Origin of the sequence: Roseibium salinum, from assembly GCF_026240905.1 — a bacterium.
GTDB lineage: Bacteria > Pseudomonadota > Alphaproteobacteria > Rhizobiales > Stappiaceae > Roseibium > Roseibium salinum.
This window is the reverse complement of sequence record NZ_JAPEVI010000003.1, coordinates 4,200,446-4,218,212: the sequence shown is the minus strand read 5'-3', so window position 1 is coordinate 4,218,212 and position 17,767 is coordinate 4,200,446. Positions and strand designations below refer to the sequence as shown.

At 62.1% G+C, this 17,767-nt stretch carries 14 protein-coding genes, 1 tRNA gene and 1 riboswitch; of the genes, 5 read left to right on the top strand and 10 right to left on the bottom strand.

Going from position 1 to position 17,767, the window contains the following annotated elements:
* Positions 1-51: 51 nt before the first annotated feature.
* Together ON753_RS24190 and ON753_RS24185 are read left to right on the top strand one after the other, a co-directional pair.
* On the top strand, positions 52-1,347 hold the full coding sequence (locus ON753_RS24190; RefSeq protein WP_265966329.1) for a coiled-coil domain-containing protein: 1,296 nt from the start codon (positions 52-54) through the stop codon (positions 1,345-1,347).
* Positions 1,348-1,410: 63 nt separating this feature from the next.
* Positions 1,411-2,193: a DeoR/GlpR family DNA-binding transcription regulator gene (locus ON753_RS24185; RefSeq protein ID WP_265966327.1), complete on the top strand. Its 783-nt coding sequence runs from the start codon at positions 1,411-1,413 to the stop codon at positions 2,191-2,193.
* A gap of 89 nt (positions 2,194-2,282) precedes the next feature.
* Here the strand turns inward: ON753_RS24185 and ON753_RS24180 are convergent.
* Both ON753_RS24180 and ON753_RS24175 read right to left on the bottom strand, forming a co-directional pair.
* Positions 2,283-2,358, bottom strand: a tRNA-Glu gene (locus ON753_RS24180).
* 155 nt (positions 2,359-2,513) lie between these two features.
* A complete protein-coding gene (locus ON753_RS24175) occupies positions 2,514-2,870 on the bottom strand; it encodes a hypothetical protein (RefSeq protein WP_265966325.1) in 357 nt (118 codons plus the stop codon).
* Between ON753_RS24175 and ON753_RS24170 the strand changes: the two genes are divergently transcribed.
* Together ON753_RS24170 and rpoH are read left to right on the top strand one after the other, a co-directional pair.
* Positions 2,869-3,894 carry an RluA family pseudouridine synthase gene (locus ON753_RS24170; RefSeq protein WP_265966324.1) on the top strand — a complete coding sequence of 342 codons (1,026 nt, stop codon included), beginning with the start codon at positions 2,869-2,871 and terminating at the stop codon, positions 3,892-3,894. The genes ON753_RS24175 and ON753_RS24170 overlap by 2 nt on opposite strands.
* Positions 3,895-4,071: 177 nt before the next feature.
* Positions 4,072-4,956, top strand: coding sequence for an RNA polymerase sigma factor RpoH (gene rpoH, locus ON753_RS24165; RefSeq protein ID WP_265966321.1), 885 nt, complete (start codon positions 4,072-4,074; stop codon positions 4,954-4,956).
* Positions 4,957-5,038: 82 nt separating this feature from the next.
* Here rpoH and ON753_RS24160 read toward each other — a convergent pair whose 3' ends face one another.
* The 4 genes from ON753_RS24160 to ON753_RS24145 form a co-directional block, all read right to left on the bottom strand.
* Complete coding sequence (locus ON753_RS24160) at positions 5,039-5,980, bottom strand: ABC transporter substrate-binding protein (protein ID WP_265966319.1); 942 nt, start codon at positions 5,978-5,980, stop codon at positions 5,039-5,041.
* 27 nt (positions 5,981-6,007) lie between these two features.
* A complete protein-coding gene (locus ON753_RS24155; protein WP_265966317.1) occupies positions 6,008-6,763 on the bottom strand; it encodes an ABC transporter permease in 756 nt (251 codons plus the stop codon).
* Positions 6,764-6,910: 147 nt separating this feature from the next.
* A riboswitch (TPP riboswitch) is annotated at positions 6,911-7,017 on the bottom strand.
* 249 nt (positions 7,018-7,266) lie between these two features.
* Positions 7,267-9,003 carry a prolipoprotein diacylglyceryl transferase gene (locus tag ON753_RS24150; protein WP_265966315.1) on the bottom strand — a complete coding sequence of 579 codons (1,737 nt, stop codon included), beginning with the start codon at positions 9,001-9,003 and terminating at the stop codon, positions 7,267-7,269.
* A gap of 263 nt (positions 9,004-9,266) precedes the next feature.
* The gene (locus ON753_RS24145; protein ID WP_265966314.1) at positions 9,267-10,559 is read right to left on the bottom strand and encodes an adenylosuccinate synthase; all 1,293 of its coding nucleotides are present in this window, start codon (positions 10,557-10,559) and stop codon (positions 9,267-9,269) included.
* A gap of 395 nt (positions 10,560-10,954) precedes the next feature.
* On the opposite strand from ON753_RS24145, the gene ON753_RS24140 reads away from it, so the two are divergent.
* A complete protein-coding gene (locus ON753_RS24140) occupies positions 10,955-11,851 on the top strand; it encodes a DMT family transporter (protein ID WP_265966312.1) in 897 nt (298 codons plus the stop codon).
* A 105-nt stretch (positions 11,852-11,956) separates the two neighbouring features.
* Here the strand turns inward: ON753_RS24140 and serA are convergent, their stop codons facing one another.
* From serA to glmM, 4 genes are all read right to left on the bottom strand, one after another.
* Positions 11,957-13,543 carry a phosphoglycerate dehydrogenase gene (gene serA, locus ON753_RS24135; protein ID WP_265966310.1) on the bottom strand — a complete coding sequence of 529 codons (1,587 nt, stop codon included), beginning with the start codon at positions 13,541-13,543 and terminating at the stop codon, positions 11,957-11,959.
* Between the two features lie 155 nt (positions 13,544-13,698).
* Positions 13,699-14,877, bottom strand: coding sequence for a phosphoserine transaminase (locus tag ON753_RS24130; RefSeq protein WP_265966308.1), 1,179 nt, complete (start codon positions 14,875-14,877; stop codon positions 13,699-13,701).
* Between the two features lie 155 nt (positions 14,878-15,032).
* Positions 15,033-15,836: an outer membrane protein gene (locus ON753_RS24125; RefSeq protein WP_265966305.1), complete on the bottom strand. Its 804-nt coding sequence runs from the start codon at positions 15,834-15,836 to the stop codon at positions 15,033-15,035.
* 416 nt (positions 15,837-16,252) lie between these two features.
* Positions 16,253-17,599 carry a phosphoglucosamine mutase gene (glmM, locus tag ON753_RS24120; RefSeq protein ID WP_265966302.1) on the bottom strand — a complete coding sequence of 449 codons (1,347 nt, stop codon included), beginning with the start codon at positions 17,597-17,599 and terminating at the stop codon, positions 16,253-16,255.
* Between the last annotated feature and the right edge of the window lie 168 nt (positions 17,600-17,767).

The window sequence follows — 17,767 nt, the reverse complement described above, 5'->3', positions numbered from 1 at the left end:
GTGTCGTCTAATGATGGACAGTGAGCGCTTGGACGCACGCGGGAGCCTGACTTGATAGAAGCAGCGATGTATGTGGCACTTGGGTTTTGCACGGCCGGACTGATCGGCCTGGCGATCCTGCCTGCCTTCTATCGCCGGGCCGCCCGTCTGACGGAAGAAGCGCTGCGGGCCGTGAACCCTTCCAGCTATGCCGAAGTCCGGGCCGCCCAGGACCAGGCACGGGCAAGACACGCCGTGGAATTGCGTCGGGTTGAACGCCAGTTGGACAGTGAACGGGAAAAGGCGGCGAAATTCCTGCTCGACGCCTCCACGATGAAAGCGGAAATCGAACAGCTGAAAAAGGCCCACAAGGACCAGGTCGGCGAACTGGAAACGAAGATTTCCGAAATCGAAGTCGACCGGCAGTCGATCGACCTGCTTTCGGGCGAAGTCAAGACGCTCCGCGAAAAACTCTCCGAAGCCGAAAAGGCGCTCGCCGAAAGCTGGAGCGAAGCGCCGGCGACGAAGGCCGCACCGGCGTCTTCGGGTGGCAAAACCTATGCCGAATGGCTGCCTGCCGCCGACACGATGACCCTTACCGCCATCACCGGCCTTGAAGCGGAGGTGGCGACACTGAAGGCGCGGCTGGCGAAATACGAGCCCGTGGTGGCCGGTGAAGTGGAGGCCGCACGCGACAAGGCCGCCAAGACGCGGCTCGCCGAACTGGAAGAAGAGCTGGTCGATACGGAATCCAAATACATCTCCGCACAGGTCGAAGTCACCCGTCTGTCGCTGTTGCTGGATTCGGCCAATCTCACCGAGACCGAACTTCAACAGCGCCTGAACGCCGAAATCGAAAAGATCACGCACGAAAAGCTCCGGCAGGAAAGCGAACTGAAGGACAAGGAGCGCGCCCTCAAACGCATGTCCGGCCAGGTGGACAAGCTCCGCAATGACCTCGCGGGAACCCCTGCCCTGGCGGAGCTTCGCAAGGAATTGCGCGCGCTTGCTGCCAGTATCTCCGGCACGGAAACCGTTTCAATCACAGCTGCGGACGCTTCAGCCGGCAGTGCGCGGGAGAATGGCGCGGACCACGGCCGGCCGGCTTCGGCCAATGGCGGCGCGCCGCATGTCAACGGCTCGCAGGCCTTCCCGGCCGCCAACGGTGACGCCGGCACCACCGCAGCTCGATCGTCGGAAATAGCCTCGGCGGCGCAGGCGCTGGTCAGCCGCATCGTCGCCTCAAACCGGCGCAAGCCGGAGCCCCAGACCGGGGAAGCCGCCGGGACCGCCGGCAGCACGCAGTCCAAGCCGGACGACGGTTCCGGGGCGAGCGGAAAATCCAAGCAAAAGGAAGATGTGGCTTGATCTCAGCCTTCAAGGGCGGTCATTTAGACCCTGACTGACAACTGCCTGAAGAGCCTGCGGTAAATGCTGATTGAACGCCACAATGCAATCCTGGAATTGGCCCGGCAGATGGGCCGCGTCAGCGTCGATGACCTGGCAAGGCGTTTCGACGTCAGTCCGCAGACCATCCGCAAGGACCTGAACGAGCTGTGCGAGCGGCGCCTGCTCGCCAGGACCCATGGCGGCGCGCTTCTGTCCTCGGGCATCGAGAATGTCGGCTACGAGGCGCGCAGGATCATTTCCAGCAAGGAAAAGGCCGATATCGGCGAAAGCGTCGCCGCGCTCATTCCGGACAATGCCTCGATCTTCATCAATATCGGCACGACGACGGAAGCGGTCGCCCAGGCACTGCTTCAGCACCGGGGCCTGATGGTCATCACCAACAACATCAACGTCGCCAGCCTGATGCGCGGCTATACGCAGATCGAGGTGGTGATCGCCGGCGGTGTGCTGCGCCACTCCGATGGCGGTATCGTCGGCGAGGCGGCCGTCGATTTCATGCGCCAGTTCAAGGTGGATTTTGCCGTGATCGGCGCTTCGGCCATTGATCCGGACGGATCGCTGCTCGACTACGATTATCGCGAAGTGAAGGTCACCAAGACCATCATGGACAATGCGCGCCAGGTCATTCTGGCCGCCGACAGCACCAAGTTCGAACGCACTGCCCCGGTCCGCGTCGGCCATCTGTCCGAGGTCGACACGTTCGTGACCGATTACTGCCCGAACCCCGATTTCCTGCGAATTGCCGCGGAAGCGGAAGTTCACCTGGTCCAGACCGGCCGCCAGGACGTCGTAGCAGCGGGATAGGCGGAAACCTTGACGGAACGCCGGTACGGCCGAATGCCACCCGCCTGTGGGCAGGCGGTGGCAAGGATGTTTGTATTCTGGGGAAAAATTGGCACGCCCAACGGGACTCGAACCCGTGTTTCCGCCGTGAAAGGGCGGCGTCCTAGACCGCTAGACGATGGGCGCGCGGTGCTTGGCGGCATCTGCCTCAAGCCAAGGACCGTGCGTATAAGGCTGCGCGGCCGATGACGCAAGCCCCTTTCTTCATTTTTTCGTCACACGCCTGTTCATAACCGCGCATCGGGGTCCTGTGACCGAGGCAACGTCGGTCGGCGCGGCTGTCAGCGGGCGAGAATATCGGTCCGGCCAAGCTGTTTTCCGGTCGCCGGATCAAAGCGCAGCAGCGCCGTTCCGCCCTCTTCCTTGACGAGGACCAGCAGCAGGTCCCCGGAGAGGGTTGCCTGAAGAACCTCCGCCCCGGGACCGACGTCCACCGTCGCCGCGAACGGCGCCTCGGAGGGGTCGGGCTCATAAGTGTTGATCTTGTAGAGAATAGCTGCAAAGACAGCGACGAACCCGGCAAACATGATCAGGGACGATCCGAGCAGCAGGCGTTTGAGTTTCGCCTGGACGCGTTGAGTAGCCGGATCGAGCGGCGCCTCGTCGGGGCCCTCTTCCCGATAATCAGGTTGTGACATGACAGACTATTCCCACGTAGATCCGGCCGACCTGGACACGGAGTTCAGTTTAACGGTTGATGCAGCCGATGCCGGAAAGCGGCTGGATGCGGTGCTGGCGGCCAATCTGGAGGCCCTTAGCCGGAACAGGATACAGGCACTGATCAAATCCGGTGACGTCACCGTCGGCGGCGCGAAAATAGTGGAGCCCAAGTACCGGGTCAATGAAGGCGACGCGCTTACGCTCACATTGCCGGAACCGGAAGATCCCGAGCCCATGGGCGAGGACATTCCGCTCGCGGTGGTTTTCGAGGACGAACACCTTATCGTTATCGACAAGCCCGCCGGGCTTGTCGTTCACCCGGGGGCTGGGAACTGGACGGGGACGCTGGTCAACGCACTGATCCATCATTGCGGCGACAGCCTGTCGGGCATCGGCGGCGTCAGGCGGCCGGGCATCGTCCACCGGATCGACAAGGATACCTCCGGCCTGCTGGTCGTGGCCAAGACCGACCAGGCGCACAGCGGGCTTGCCGCGCAGTTCGCCGACCATGGCCGCACCGGGCCGCTGGAACGGGCCTATTTAGCGCTTGTCTGGGGCGCTCCTGCCAGCCTGAAGGGCACGATCGACGCCAATCTGGCCCGCTCGCACACCAACCGGCAGAAGATCGCCGTCGTGAAAACCGCCGGCCGCCGCGCCATCACCCATTGGCAGGTGAAGGAACGGTTCAGCCATGCCGGCGAGCCGGCCCTGGCCTCCCTGATGGAATGCCGCCTGGAGACCGGCCGCACCCACCAGATCCGCGTCCATATGGCCCATATCGGCCATCCCCTGATCGGCGACAGTGATTACGGCTCCGGGTTCAAGACCAAGGCGAACCGGCTTGAAGAGCCGCTCAAGGGCCTTGTCGCGAATTTCGGCAGGCAGGCGCTTCACGCGGGACTGCTTGTCTTCGAACACCCGGTTAGCGGTAAAACTTTGCGTTTCGAGAGCCAGACCCCCCCGGATTTCGAAAATCTTTTGTCTGCATTACGAAACTTTTAGGATCCTATTTCGTTTTTCAGTCATGCAATCGGCAAATTCCGACCTATATTAGGAGATCTTGTGTGCCTGAACGGACACTATTGTGCGTCCGCCTTAACTCCGAAACGGCTCGCTTGCGCGAATTTCGCGGGGCACCCGGAGCCTGGGGACGCAGTTTGACGAAAGGGGGTGCATGTTATGGCCCAGAACGTACCGATGCTCACTGCCGGGGAAGGCGGCCTCAGCCGCTATCTGGATGAGATCTGCAAGTTTCCCATGCTGCAGCCGCAGGAAGAGTACATGCTCGCCAAGCGCTACAAGGAGCATGAAGACCCTGAAGCGGCAGAGCGCCTCGTCAATTCCCACCTGCGGCTCGTCGCCAAGATCGCCATGGGGTACCGCGGCTACGGCCTGCCGATCGGCGAAGTCGTCTCCGAAGGCAATGTCGGCCTGATGCAGGCGGTCAAGCGCTTTGAGCCGGACAAGGGTTTCCGGCTCGCGACCTATGCGATGTGGTGGATCAAGGCCGCCATTCAGGAATATATCCTGCGGTCCTGGTCGCTCGTCAAAATGGGCACCACCGCAAACCAGAAACGGCTGTTTTTCAATCTGCGCCGTCTGAAGGGCAAGATCCAGGCGCTGGACGAGGGCGACCTGAAGCCGCATCAGGTGTCTGAAATCGCGACCCGCCTCGGCGTGTCCGAGGACGAGGTCATCTCCATGAACCGCCGCCTCGGCGGCGACGCCAGCCTCAACGCCCCGGTGCGTGCGGAAGCGGACGCCGGCGAATGGCAGGATTGGCTCGTCGACGAGAGCGAAAGCCAGGAAACCATGCTGGCCAATCAGGAGGAGCTGGACATGCGCCGCAAGCTCCTGAGCGACGCCATGGATGTCCTCAATGAACGCGAACGCCGCATTTTCGAGGCCCGCCGGCTCTCCGAGGACCCGATGACGCTGGAGGATCTGTCCGGCGAATTCGGCGTCAGCCGCGAACGCGTGCGCCAGATCGAAGTCCGCGCCTTCGAAAAGGTTCAAAAGGCCGTGCGCAACAGCGCCCGTTCCATGGAACAACCGGCAGCCTGACGTCCGGAACCTAGCAGGTTGCCCGAAAGCGCCGGAGCCTATATGGGCTTCGGCGTTTTTCGTTTTCCGGCGCCCGCCTCGCTCACCTGATTTCGATGGCGTAGCTTTCGACCGGCACGACCTTGCTGATGAGGCCGGCCTCGGCCATGAACTCGGCAAAGCGCTGATAGCGTCCCTTGTCGAGCGCTGCGGGGCGCTTGGCAAAGCGCGGCAGCGTGTCCGCCCAGGCGCGTTTGTTCAATTCGTCATTGAGATGCGGATAGGCCTCGATGAAGGCGTTCCAGGCTTGCTCCGGATGGTTGGTCAGGTAGATCGTCGCCGCCTCGACCGCTGCCAGGAACCTGGCATAGCGCGGATCGTCGACCTTGTCCTTGTTCACCACATAGATGAGCTCATCGAAGACCGGCACGCCGTTTTCCTCCGGGAAGAAGGCCTTGCCTTCCTTGCCTTCGATCTCGATCTGCGTCAGCTCGAAATTGCGGTAGGCGCCGATGACCGCATCCACCTGGCCCGACATGAGCGCCGGAGACAGAGCGAAATTCACGTTGATGAGTTCGACATCGTCGATCGTGAGATCAACCGAGCGCAGCATCTGTCCGAGCATGGCATCTTCGAAACCGGACACGGAAAACCCGATCGTCTTGCCCTTCAGGTCCTTCAATTCCTTGATCGGACCGTCCTTCAGAACGATCAGCGAGTTGAGCGGCGTTTCCACCAGCGTGCCGATATGCATCAGGGGCAGGCCTTCCTCGATATGGGCATGCAGCGTCGGCTGGTAGGAGATGGCGATATCCCCCTGCCCTGCGGCAACGAGTTTCGGGGGCATGGCCGGGTCGGCAGGTTCGACCAGTTCCACGTCAAGGCCCTCGGCTTCGAAGAAACCCATGGTCTGCGCGGTGATGACCGGAGCATGGTCGGGATTAGTGAACCAGTCCAGGAGCACGGTCAGCTTTTCCGCGGCTTGAAGCGGGGTGCTGGCGAGCAGACCGGCGGCAACCGTCAGGGATAGCAGTGTCTTTTTCATTCAATCCTCCAGAAATTGAGGCGGCGGTCAGTCTTCGACCTGCCAGGGGACGAGAATTCGGGTGAGATGTTCGACGGCGTAGCGCATGGCCAGCACCATCAGCGCGAGCAGGATGACGGCGGCAAACAGGAGATTGGCATTGCCGCGCGCATTGGCCTGCAACATGATGAAAGCCAGCCCGCCCTTGGCTCCGGCCCACTCGCCGACCACCGCGCCCATCGGGGCAAAAACGGCGGCAACGCGCAGGCCGGACGCAAAGGCGGGCAAGGCGGAGGGGAGACGGAAGATCCAAAGCTCCTTGTGCCTGGGCACGCCGTAAAGGCGAGCCAGGTCCTTGAGGCCGGTTTCGGTCCGCCGCAGCCCGTCATAGACGGTCGAGGTGACCGTGAAGAAGATCACCAGTATGGCCATGACGATTTTCGAGGACATGCCGAAGCCCAGCCAGAGCACCAGCACCGGTGCGATGGCGAAAACCGGCAAGGCCTGCGTCACCAGGATCGGCGGCATGATCACCCGCCCGGCCAGCGGAAACAGCCAGACGGATATCGCCAGAAGCGCCCCGGACGTGACGCCGAGTGCAAATCCGAGCACGGTTTCCAGGGCCGTGATCCCCGCATGGTGCAGCAGGAAACCGGCATGTTTGGGAAAGGCAAGCAGCACGTCCACCGGCCCGGGAAGCATGAAGGACGGCGGCTGCAGGACCGCGACCAACAGGCCCCAGATGCCCAGGGCAGCGCCGGTGCCGGCCAGGAATTTCAGGAGGATGGCAAGGAACGCCTTCATGGCGCCTCCCAGACCGACTGAAAGGCCTTTGAGGCTTCCGTTCCGGCGAACGGTATCTGCATGTGCAGATGCCGCCGCGATGGCAGGCACAAACGCATAGGATCTCCCGTCTTCGGACGTGCCGAACGTGACATTGGAGATCCGGGAATAGGCTAAGGATTCCGTCCCTTCGCCGGCATGACCCGGATCAGGTTCTAAGGGTTCGGCGCTTGCGCCATCTCAGCTCCACAATGGGAGCACCCCTCGGACCAAGCCGGAACATGCCCTGCCCGGCCGAAAAATGCAAGCCGCCGGATGGCGGTCCAGGCGGATCTTCGGATCGTCATCCCGGGCGCAGCGAAGCGGAGACCCGGGATCGGTGAGCCGATGTCTATCGGCGATAACGCGAATGCTAGTGGCTCTCCGGTCCCGGCTCGCGCTGCGCTTGGCCGGGATGACGATGGAAAGGAGGTACTTCGTCAGAAAACCGAGGCGCCGGATGGCGGCTTTTCAATCTTGAGGTGTCAGCCGGCCTGCCAAGAGGAAAGGGCCTGTTCGACTACATTCTCGCCGGCCGAACCCTTTTCGATGGTCAGGATCCCGCGTTTGCCGTTCTCGTAGAGCATGGGAATGTCGATCCAGCCACGCTCACGCAAAAGGGCGAGGTTGCGCTGCTGTTCGTTCGGCAGATTGGAAAGCGCGATCCAGAAGAAGCCCGGAGAGACTTTCACCGAGGCTCCGATCAACGCATCGCCGCGTGCCTCTTCCGTCGGTTTCATGACAAGGCCGGGAACGTTGACGACATCGCCGGAGGCAAAGCTATCAGGGAACTCGTACTTGATCTCAACGAGATGGCTGGCCGGCAGGGACGTGTCGTCATTCGGCTTGATCCGGATATCGACCTTCACGTCGCGTTCGGGGATTTCGACCGATGCACTCAGAACCGCCTGCGCCTTGCCGTCGAGATTGGTCTCTTCCTCGAGCGTCCAGACAACGGCGCCCTGAGAAGCCGTGCCGGCCCCTCCGCTTTCATCCCCCTCCTCATAGAGGATCGAGCGTTGAGCCCCTTCCTCAAGCCCGACGGAAGGATCGGACGGCGTGGTTTCCTCGGGCGCGATCGCCGCCAGGTTGCCTTCCGGAACGGCGAGCGGTTCACCGTCGCCGGGCTCCGATGCGGTTTCCCCGGCCGGCGCTTCGGCGTCAGCGGGCGCATCGTCTCCTTCGATATTGGTGACGATGGAAGGTTGGGCGGGCTTCGGTTCAGCCTCCTCAGGTGTAATCAGGGTCGTGGTGACGGACCGCGCGTCCGGTGCAACCACCTCCCCTTCGCTGTCGCTCAGCAACCGGTCGCTATTCTTCACCGGCTCTCCGGCCGTACCGTCCGCAGTGCCCACCTCCGCCGGTTCATCCACCGGCTCATCGGCGGGTGAGGTCGTCTGAGACGTCTCGGACGTCTCGCCCGTCCTGTTGGCGGTGAACTGTCCTTCGGGCGCGAGGAAGAAATAGGCGCCGGCGCCCAGAACCGCCAACAACAGGACGGCCGCGATCACGATCGGAAGGATGCGGTTGCCGGCGCCGTCCCTCAAGGCCTCCGAAGCGCTCGGGCGTTTCGACCGGCCGTTTTTCCTGAAGCTCTCTTTTGCGGCCGCCAGCTCGGCGTCGCCGTAGCGCGACGTTTCGGTTGCTGCTTGCTGACCATCTTCCGGTTCAAAAAGACTGTCGTCTTCATGAGGCGCCTGGCTTCCAAAGGACGGTTCGCGGCGCTCTGGCGATGTATCCACCGAAGGCTGCTCGAGCGAAGGATCAGCGGCCTCCCTGGTGCTCTGGACGGCCTGGGTGGCGGCCGTGCCGAGCGATTGCGCTTCCGAAAGCGTGTCTTTCAGCGGTGAAGGGACATCCTCGTCAGACGGAGCCTCCTCCTCGCCCTCAGGCGCGGGTTCATGGGCCGGCTCGGCTGCGACCTCGGCCTCGTCTTCCGCGGGCGCGGCAGCGGCAGGCCGCGCCACGGGCGGCTCCACCCTGGGGGCTGCCGGGCCCAGGCCGAGGCTTTCCCGGGCTGCTTCCGCTTCCACCTTGCGGATCGCCTCTTCCAGGCGGAGCTGTTCGGCGGTGATTTCGGAAGGCGACAGCGGCGGTTCGTAGGCTTTGAGTTGATTGACAATGGCGTTGCGCGCGCGGCTGTACACACTCCGGCGGGCAGCACCATTGCTTTCCGGCAAAGACGCGATCGTTTTCTTCAGAATCGAATAATAATCAGCCATCTTCCTGCCTACCGGCCAACTGCAAGGATCGGATCTGCTGGCCTGAGATTTCGGGTCATAGTCAGGCTTATAGCAAGTTTTTGAAGACCGGCGCTATTTCTTCGAAAAATCCCGTTCAAACAGCGAACCTTCCAGTACTCTTGTCCCGTTACGTAGTTATCTGATCGACGCGGACAAGCGCAATTGAGAATACCCGGCCAAGCCATCGTGATCTCGCAACGCGCCTGTCAGCTTCAATTATTGGCCTTCTATCGCCGCAGATCTCAATCCTGGAAAGGATTCTGCACAAGAATTGTGTCATCACGTTCCGGACTGGTGGAAAGAATTGCCACCGGCGCACCGATAAGCTCCTCCACGTGGCGCACATATTTGATCGCCTGCGCCGGCAGGTCCGCCCAGGTCCGCGCGCCTTCGGTCGATTCCTTCCAACCCGGCAGCGACTCGTAAACCGGCACGACCCGCTCCTGCGCCCCTTGCGAGGCCGGCAGATAGTCGATGCGTTCGCCGTCCAGCTCGTAGCCGACGCAGATCTTGATTTCATCGAGGCCGTCGAGAACATCCAGCTTCGTCAGCGCGATGCCGTTGATGCCGGATGTGCACACGGTCTGGCGAACCAGCACGGCGTCGAACCAGCCGCAGCGCCGGCGCCGGCCGGTGACGGTTCCGAATTCATGGCCGCGGCTTCCCAGAAATTCGCCGACTTCGTTCTGCTGCTCGGTCGGGAACGGCCCTTCCCCCACACGCGTCGTATAGGCTTTGGTGATGCCGAGCACGTAGTCGATCGATCCCGGCCCGAGGCCGCAGCCGGTCGCGGCCTGGCCGGCCACCGTGTTGGACGAGGTCACGAACGGGTAGGTGCCATGGTCGATATCCAGAAGCGCGCCCTGGGCGCCCTCGAACAGGATGCGCTTGCCTTCGCGGCGCAGCCCGTCGAGCAGGTACCACACCTTGTCCATGTAGGGCAGAACCTTGTCGGCGACGCTGGCGAGCTCATCGTAGATCGCCTGGGCGGAAATCTCCTCCTGGCCGAGGCCGCGGCGCAGGGCGTTGTGGTGGGTCAGCAGCCGGTCGATCTTCGCCGGAAGCGTGCCGAGATTCTTCAGGTCCATGAGCCGGATGGCGCGGCGGCCCACCTTGTCTTCATAGGCCGGGCCGATGCCGCGCTTGGTCGTGCCGATCCGTGTGCCGGTGTTGGAATTCTCCCGCAGGGCGTCCAGTTCGCGGTGAAGCGACAGGATGAGCGTCGCATTCTCGGCAACGCGCAGGCTCTCGGGCGTCACGACGACCCCCTGCTTTGCCAGCCGCTCGACCTCGTCGGAAAGCGCATGCGGGTCCAGAACGACGCCGTTGCCGATAATCGACAATTTGCCTTCGCGCGCGACACCGGACGGCAGCAGGGAGAGCTTGTAGCTGACACCGTCGATGACCAGCGTGTGTCCGGCGTTGTGACCGCCCTGGAACCTTACGATGACATCGGCCTGTTCCGACAACCAGTCGACAATCTTGCCTTTGCCTTCGTCTCCCCATTGCGAACCGACAACAACCACATTCGCCATCTAGTCTTTGCTCTCCTGAAGCAGCTTTTCGGATCCCGGGCCAAGCCTCGAGCGCCACACGACAAGCCCCGGCAACTGACCGGGGCAAACGGCGCGGACTATAGACAGGTTTCCTACCTCTTGCGAGTCTCCGTGTGCAAATTATGACGCCGCCGTTCACTTTTTCGGCGCGCGCCGCAATCCCTTGTAAATCATGGCGGCGTCGCCATTCCACCTGTCCGGACAGATCGGTTTCCGGGTGGGCGGCATGGCGTTTGCGTGCTAGTCGAGGCGATTATCGCCATGGCACGGCGCGGCGTTCGAAACGACGCAGGCCGCACCCATAAAGGCGCTTATTTTGTCTGCATTGAGGCCGGCTGGCCCGACGGCAGGCTGAACATGCAAGCGAGACGGAAATGCCACTGCGAAACTGGATCATGCTGATCGTGCTCGGCGCCATCTGGGGCGGGTCCTTCCTGTTCGCCAAGGTGGCCGTAGCCGAGATTCCGCCCTTTGTGCTGGTCTTCTTCAGGGTGTCGATCGCCTGCGCCTTCCTTCTCGTCGTACTCTGGCATCAACGGCTCCTGGGGAGCCTTCAGCTGCGCCTGGCACTGCCATTTCTTGCCATGGGTTTGCTGAACAATGCGGTGCCGTTCTCGCTCCTGTTTCTCGGGCAGACCGTCATCGGCGCGGGCCTTGCCTCCATCCTGAACGCGACGACACCGGTGTTTACCGTCCTCGTCGCCAGTGTCCTGGTGAAACAGGAGGTCCTTCAGGCGCACCGGACCGCCGGCGTGGTGCTCGGAGTGGCCGGGGTCGCCATCATGCTGTCCAGCAGCCTCGCAGGCCTTGCCAACGACCCGCTCTGGGCGCAGCTCAGCTGTCTCGGGGCGGCCATGTCCTACGCCTGTGCCGCGACGTTCGCCAAACGGTTCAGATCGCTGCCCCCGCAAGTCGCCGCGACGGGCCAGCTGCTCGGCTCAACCCTGATCATGGCACCCGTCGCCTTCTTTACGGCCACGGGCTGGTCGGTTGCCGACCCGAGCCCGACCACCTGGGCGAACGTCGCTGCGCTTGCCGTTCTGGCAACGGCCCTGGCCTATCTGATCTATTTCCGGCTGCTCTCCGAAGCAGGCGCCACCAATGCCTCGCTTGTCACGCTGCTTGTCCCGGCAAGCGCGCTGTTCTTCGGCTGGCTGATCCTGGGCGAGAATCTCGGCGCCCTGCAGCTCGGCGGCTTCAGTGTCCTGCTGATCGGGCTCGTCGTCCTGGACGGGCGCATCTTCAAGCGCCTGAGAGCCAGGCCGGCTTAGCTCACGTGAGCGGTCATCCGAGTTTGATGGGAATTTTCCCTTCCGCCCTCCTGCAGGCCAAGGCGGACCGGCAGGAGGGCGGAAGGGAACTCAGACGTCCGGCGCTCAGAATTTCAGCGCCTGAACCTGCTTCACATGCGAGACGGCCCGCAACCGCGCCATCACTTCGTCCGGAACTTCGCCGTCCACTTCGACGAGACAGATCGCATCTTCGCCCGGTGCGATCCGGCCGAGGTGGAAAGTGGCGATGTTCACACCGCTGCTGCCGAGCTCCATGCCCAGATGCCCGATGAACCCGGGTTTGTCCTCGTTGGTGATGTAGAGCATATGGGGCCCGAGTTCGGCCTCCATGTTGATGCCCTTCACCTGGATGATCCGCGGTTTTCCGTCCGCGAACACGGTGCCGGCGACGGACCGTTCCTGACGCTCGGTGATGACGGTCAGGCGCATATAGGTCTCGTAGGCTCCCTGCTTCTCGCGGCGGGTTTCCTCGATCCTGATGCCCCGTTCCTTGGCCAGCGTCGGCGCGGACACCATGTTGACCGTCTGCAGGAGCGGTGTCAGCAGCCCGGTGATCGCCGCCGCCGTCAGGGCCTGGACGTTCATCTCCGCGATCGCGCCGGCATATTCCAGCCGAATGCCTTCAATGCCGGTTTCGGTCAATTGACCGGCAAAGGAACCGAGTTGTTCGGCCAGACGGACGAAGGGCGCCAGCTTCGGCGCCTCTTCGGCCGAGATCGAAGGCATGTTGAGCGCGTTGCGAACGGCTCCGTCAAGCAGGTAGTCGCACATCTGTTCGGCCACCTGCAGGGCGACGTTCTCCTGGGCTTCCGAGGTCGAGGCCCCCAGATGCGGCGTCGAGACGAAATTCGGCGCACCGAAGAGCACGTTGTCCTTTGCCGGTTCCTCGACAAACACGTCGAAGGCCGCACCGGCAAGCTTGCCTTCGTCCAGCGCCACCCTGACCGCCGCCTCGTCCGCCAGGCCGCCGCGGGCGCAGTTGATGAGAAACGCGCCCCTTTTCATCTTCGCGATGGCATCCGCACTGATGACGTTGCGGGTCTTGTCCGTCAGCGGCGTGTGCAGGGTGATGAAATCCGAACGGCTCAACAGCTCGTCGAGCGCGACCTTCTCCACACCCAGTGCCAGGGCCCGTTCCGGGGTCAGGAACGGATCATAGGCGATCACCCTCATCTTGAGGCCTATCGCCCGGTCGGCAACGATGGAGCCGATATTGCCGCAGCCGATAAGGCCGAGCGTCTTGCCGGTCAGTTCGCGGCCCATGAAGCGGGACTTTTCCCACTTGCCGGCCTGCGTGGAAGCATCCGCCGCCGGGATCTGCCGCGCAACCGACATCATCATGGAAATCGCGTGTTCGGCCGTGGTGATCGCATTGCCGAACGGCGTGTTCATCACGATGATGCCGCGTGCGGTCGCCTTGGGAATATCCACGTTGTCGACGCCGATCCCGGCCCGGCCGATCACTTTCAACCGGTCCGCGGCCGCGATGATCTTTTCCGTGACCTTGGTGGCCGACCGAATGGCGAGGCCGTCATACTGGCCGATGAGTTCGAGAAGCTTTTCCTTGTCCTTGCCGACTTCGGGAAGGAAATCCGCGTCCACACCGCGGTCCTTGAAAATCTGCACCGCAGCGGGGGACAACTTGTCTGAGATCAGTACCTTGGGAGCCATGTGAGCATCTCCTGGATCAACCTGCATTCAGCTTGATCGGTTTCAGAGTGCCGGAGCAAGTTGCCTGCGTCCGGATGGATCCAGGTTGCTCCAGAACACACTACGGTCCGGGCAGCGCACCGCCCGGGAGCTATCGTGGTGGGAGGAGAAAGTGCTCAGGCAGCCTGAGGCAGTTTCGCTTTTTCCGCGTGGAAGGCCCAGTCGAGCCAGGCAGTCAGGGCCTTGAGATCGTCGGCTTCGACGGTCGCGCCGGTCCAGATGCGCAGGCCGGAGGGAGCATCGCGATAGGCGCCGATGTCATAGGCCACACCTTCCGCATCCAGAACGCCGACGATCGCCTTTGCGAACGCGGCCTGTTCCTCGCCCCCGAGCGCCTGGATGCCCGGATCGGACACCTTCAGGCAAACGGAGGTGTTGGACCGCGTGGCCGGGTCGGCGGCGAGAAAATCGATCCAGCCGGTCTTTTCCACCCAGTCGCCGATGACCTTCAGGTTTGCATCCGCACGGGCGCGCAGGCCGGTGAGGCCGCCAAGGCCCTCCGCCCATTTCAGCGCATCGATATAGTCTTCGACGCAGAGCATGGACGGCGTGTTGATGGTTTCGCCCTTGAAGATGCCCTCGATCAGCTTGCCGCCCTTGGTCAGGCGGAAGATCTTCGGCAGCGGCCATGAGGGGCTGTAGCTTTCCAGACGCTCGACCGCGCGCGGGCTCAGGATCAGCACGCCGTGCGCGGCCTCCCCGCCCAGAACCTTCTGCCAGGAGAAGGTCACGACATCGAGCTTGTCGAAAGGAAGATCCTGCGCGAAAGCAGCCGACGTCGCGTCGCAGATCGTCAGGCCCTGCCGATCCCCCGGAATCCAGTCGCCATTGGGCACGCGGACACCCGAGGTCGTGCCGTTCCAGGTGAAGACGACGTCGTTGGAAAAGTCGACCGCCGAAAGATCCGGCAACTCGCCGTAAGGCGCTTCCAGAACGCGGGCATTGTCGAGCTTAAGCTGCTTGATGACGTCGGTGACCCAGCCGGAGCCGAAGCTTTCCCAGGCGAGCATGTCGACGCCGCGCGCGCCGAGCATCGACCAGAGCGCCATTTCCACCGCGCCGGTGTCGGACGCCGGAACGATGCCGATCCGGTAGTCGTCCGGGACCCGCAACACCTTGCGTGTCAGGTCGATGGCTTCGGCCAGCTTGGCCTTGCCTGGCTTGGCACGGTGCGAGCGCCCGAGGGGGGCATCGCTCAGCTTGTCGAGCGACCAACCGGGACGTTTGGCACAGGGACCGGATGAAAAATTGGGATTGGCCGGACGCACGTCCGGCTTGGCGGTGAGATCATTCATATCTGTCTACCCTCGCAGATAGTAGCCCCTCGGTGGGGAGGGGTGGCCCACCTATGGGGATAGAACCTTCCCGGCGTCCGGTCAACGCAAATTGGCGAGGAAACGAAAAAGGCCGGTCTGGGACCGGCCTTCTCCTAGACTGTATGACCTTGCGATCAGAAATTGCTCATGATCGGGCCTTGCGGATAGGCCGGCGCAGCCATGGTGTTGAAGGTATAGCGGGCACCGAGCCGGAACTCGTGGGCCGTCAGGTCGTCCCATTCCACCCGTGAGTTCGGGCTCGCAGTATCGGCCAACTTCACCGTTTGGGCTTTGCCCAAATCCTTGTAGCGGTAACCAGCGTCCAGGCTCCAGTTCTCTGTAACCGAATACTCCGCACCTGCCATCAATGCCCAGGCAAAGTTCCAGTCGCCGTGTGTCCCGGCATAGTCCGTCGTGCCCGTGCCAGGATTGATCGAGTACGTGTTGTCGGTTTGAACATAAGCTGCACCGACACCGGCGCCGACATATGGCGTTATCCTGTTCCATGTCCCGAGATCGACATAGGCGTTGACCATAACGGTCCAAACGTCGATATCCGTGCCTTCTTCGGAATAGCCGCCGGTACATCCGCCGCAAACCGCGTAACCCTTGGCGCCTGCCGGTGTTTCGTAGTCGAGCGTTATGTCACTGCGAAAGTAGTCGTTGAACTGATAGCCGACACCCACCCCGATCATCCAGGCATTGTCCATGCTTTCCCGTTCAAAGCGGAGCATCCCTGCATTACCGTAGTCGTCAAAGCTGCCGCTCGGATCGCTGTAAATCTTGTAACCGATATCGCCGCGCAGGTACAAGCCACCGACAGCCGGCACGATCGGGGTATGTTCAATAACCGGAGCCGGCAGGTCCGCGGCATAAGCCGTGGTGGAAAGCACAACAGCAATGCCGGTCAAAGACAAACGCTTAAAGAAATTGTCCATGTCCTCGTCCTCTTTCAGTGAGCGTCCGCTTCAACCAATGGTCGGACACATCAAAGTCGGGAGGATATTGGCGGCAATTGATTAAAGGTGGCTTAACTGTGTTCTTTAACCGGGAATTTTTACCTTAAGCAATCCTTAACGACCCAAAGTAAATCACAGGCCCGCAAGAAACATCGCGCTCGGCAGTCCAGGAATTCCGGCGCGTTGACCAACCAGCCCGGACCAGGGAAAATCTGACGGTCAACGCGGGAGCCTTCAGGCGAATTCAGCTATGCGACTGAAATTAAATGGTTTCCTCCGCCGAAATGCTCGGTTCGCCAAGAGGCATCTTCAGGCGGCAAAGTATCTCTACAAAAAACGCCAGTAATCAGACCCACTCCACTTGGAGTGGCCCAAGATTGTCCATGGTACCTTGATTACGCCGCCGCAGTGGCGACGACCCCGGCAATATCGTTCACCACCTGGGTAATCAGGTCGGCGTCGTCGCCCTCGGCCATGACCCGGATCAGAGGCTCCGTGCCGGAGGCGCGAATCACGAGACGGCCCGACTTTCCAAGACGGGCTTCGCCGTCTTCGATGGCGGTCTTGACCAGATCTATCTCAAGCGGCATTCCGCCCTTGTAGCGCACATTCTTCAGGATCTGCGGCACGGGATCGAACCGGCGGCAGACTTCGGACACCGGTCTGCCCTGATCCTTGACGCAGGCCAGGATCTGGAGGGCCGCAATCAGGCCGTCTCCCGTCGTGGCAAAATCGGACAGGACGATATGTCCCGACTGCTCGCCGCCGACATTGAAGCCATGCGCCCGCATATGCTCCACGACGTAGCGGTCACCCACCTTGGTGCGGGCGAGGCTGAGGCCGAGGCTTGCCAGATAGCGCTCCAGTCCCAGATTGGACATCACCGTCGCGACGATGCCCGGCGCCGACAGCCGGTTGCTTGCCTGCCAGGACTGTGCCACGACGGCCATCAACTGGTCGCCGTCCACGATCGCACCGTTTTCATCGACGATGATAACGCGGTCCGCGTCCCCGTCGAGCGCAATGCCGATATCCGCCCGGACCTCATGCACCTTGCGGGACAGGGCTTCGGTGGAGGTGGAACCGCATTCCTGGTTGATGTTGAAACCGTCCGGAGACACGCCGATGGAAATCACATCCGCGCCAAGCTCCCAGAGCGCTTCCGGCGCCACCTTGTAGGCCGCGCCGTTGGCGCAGTCGATGACCACCCGGAGGCCTTCCAGGTTCATCTCCCGAGGCAGGGTCCGCTTGGCGAATTCGATGTAGCGCTGCTGGGCGCCGTCGATCCGCTTCGCCCGGCCGAGATCGCGCGCGCTGGACAGGCGGGACGTGACGTCCCCTTCGACCAGCTGTTCGATCGATTTCTCGATTTCGTCGCTCAGCTTGAAGCCGTCGGGCCCGAAGAACTTGATGCCGTTGTCCTGGTAAGGATTGTGCGAGGCGGAAATCATCACGCCGAGATCGGATCTGAGCGAGCGCGTCAGCATCGCGACGGCAGGGGTGGGCATGGGACCGAGCAGGAACACGTCCATACCGACGGAGGTGAAGCCGGCTACCAGCGCCGTCTCCAGCATATAGCCGGAAAGGCGCGTGTCCTTGCCGATCACCACCCGGTGGCGGTGTCCGCCGTTCTTGAAGACCAGCCCGGCGGCCATCCCCACCTTCAGGGCCATTTCCGCCGTCATGGGAAAAGCATTGGCCTGACCGCGAATACCGTCGGTTCCGAAAAACTTGCGCATCAAACTTGTCCGTTGATTTATCTCTCGCGCACTTTTAGCGCAGTTGAGCTCAACCGGGCTTCAAAATATGTGAGCAAATATTACGATTCACTAACGATCAGCGGTTTCCCAAAGAAAGATACCCGGCAACTGCCGGGTATCTGATGCTGATCGGTTCTGAAATGCCTGAAC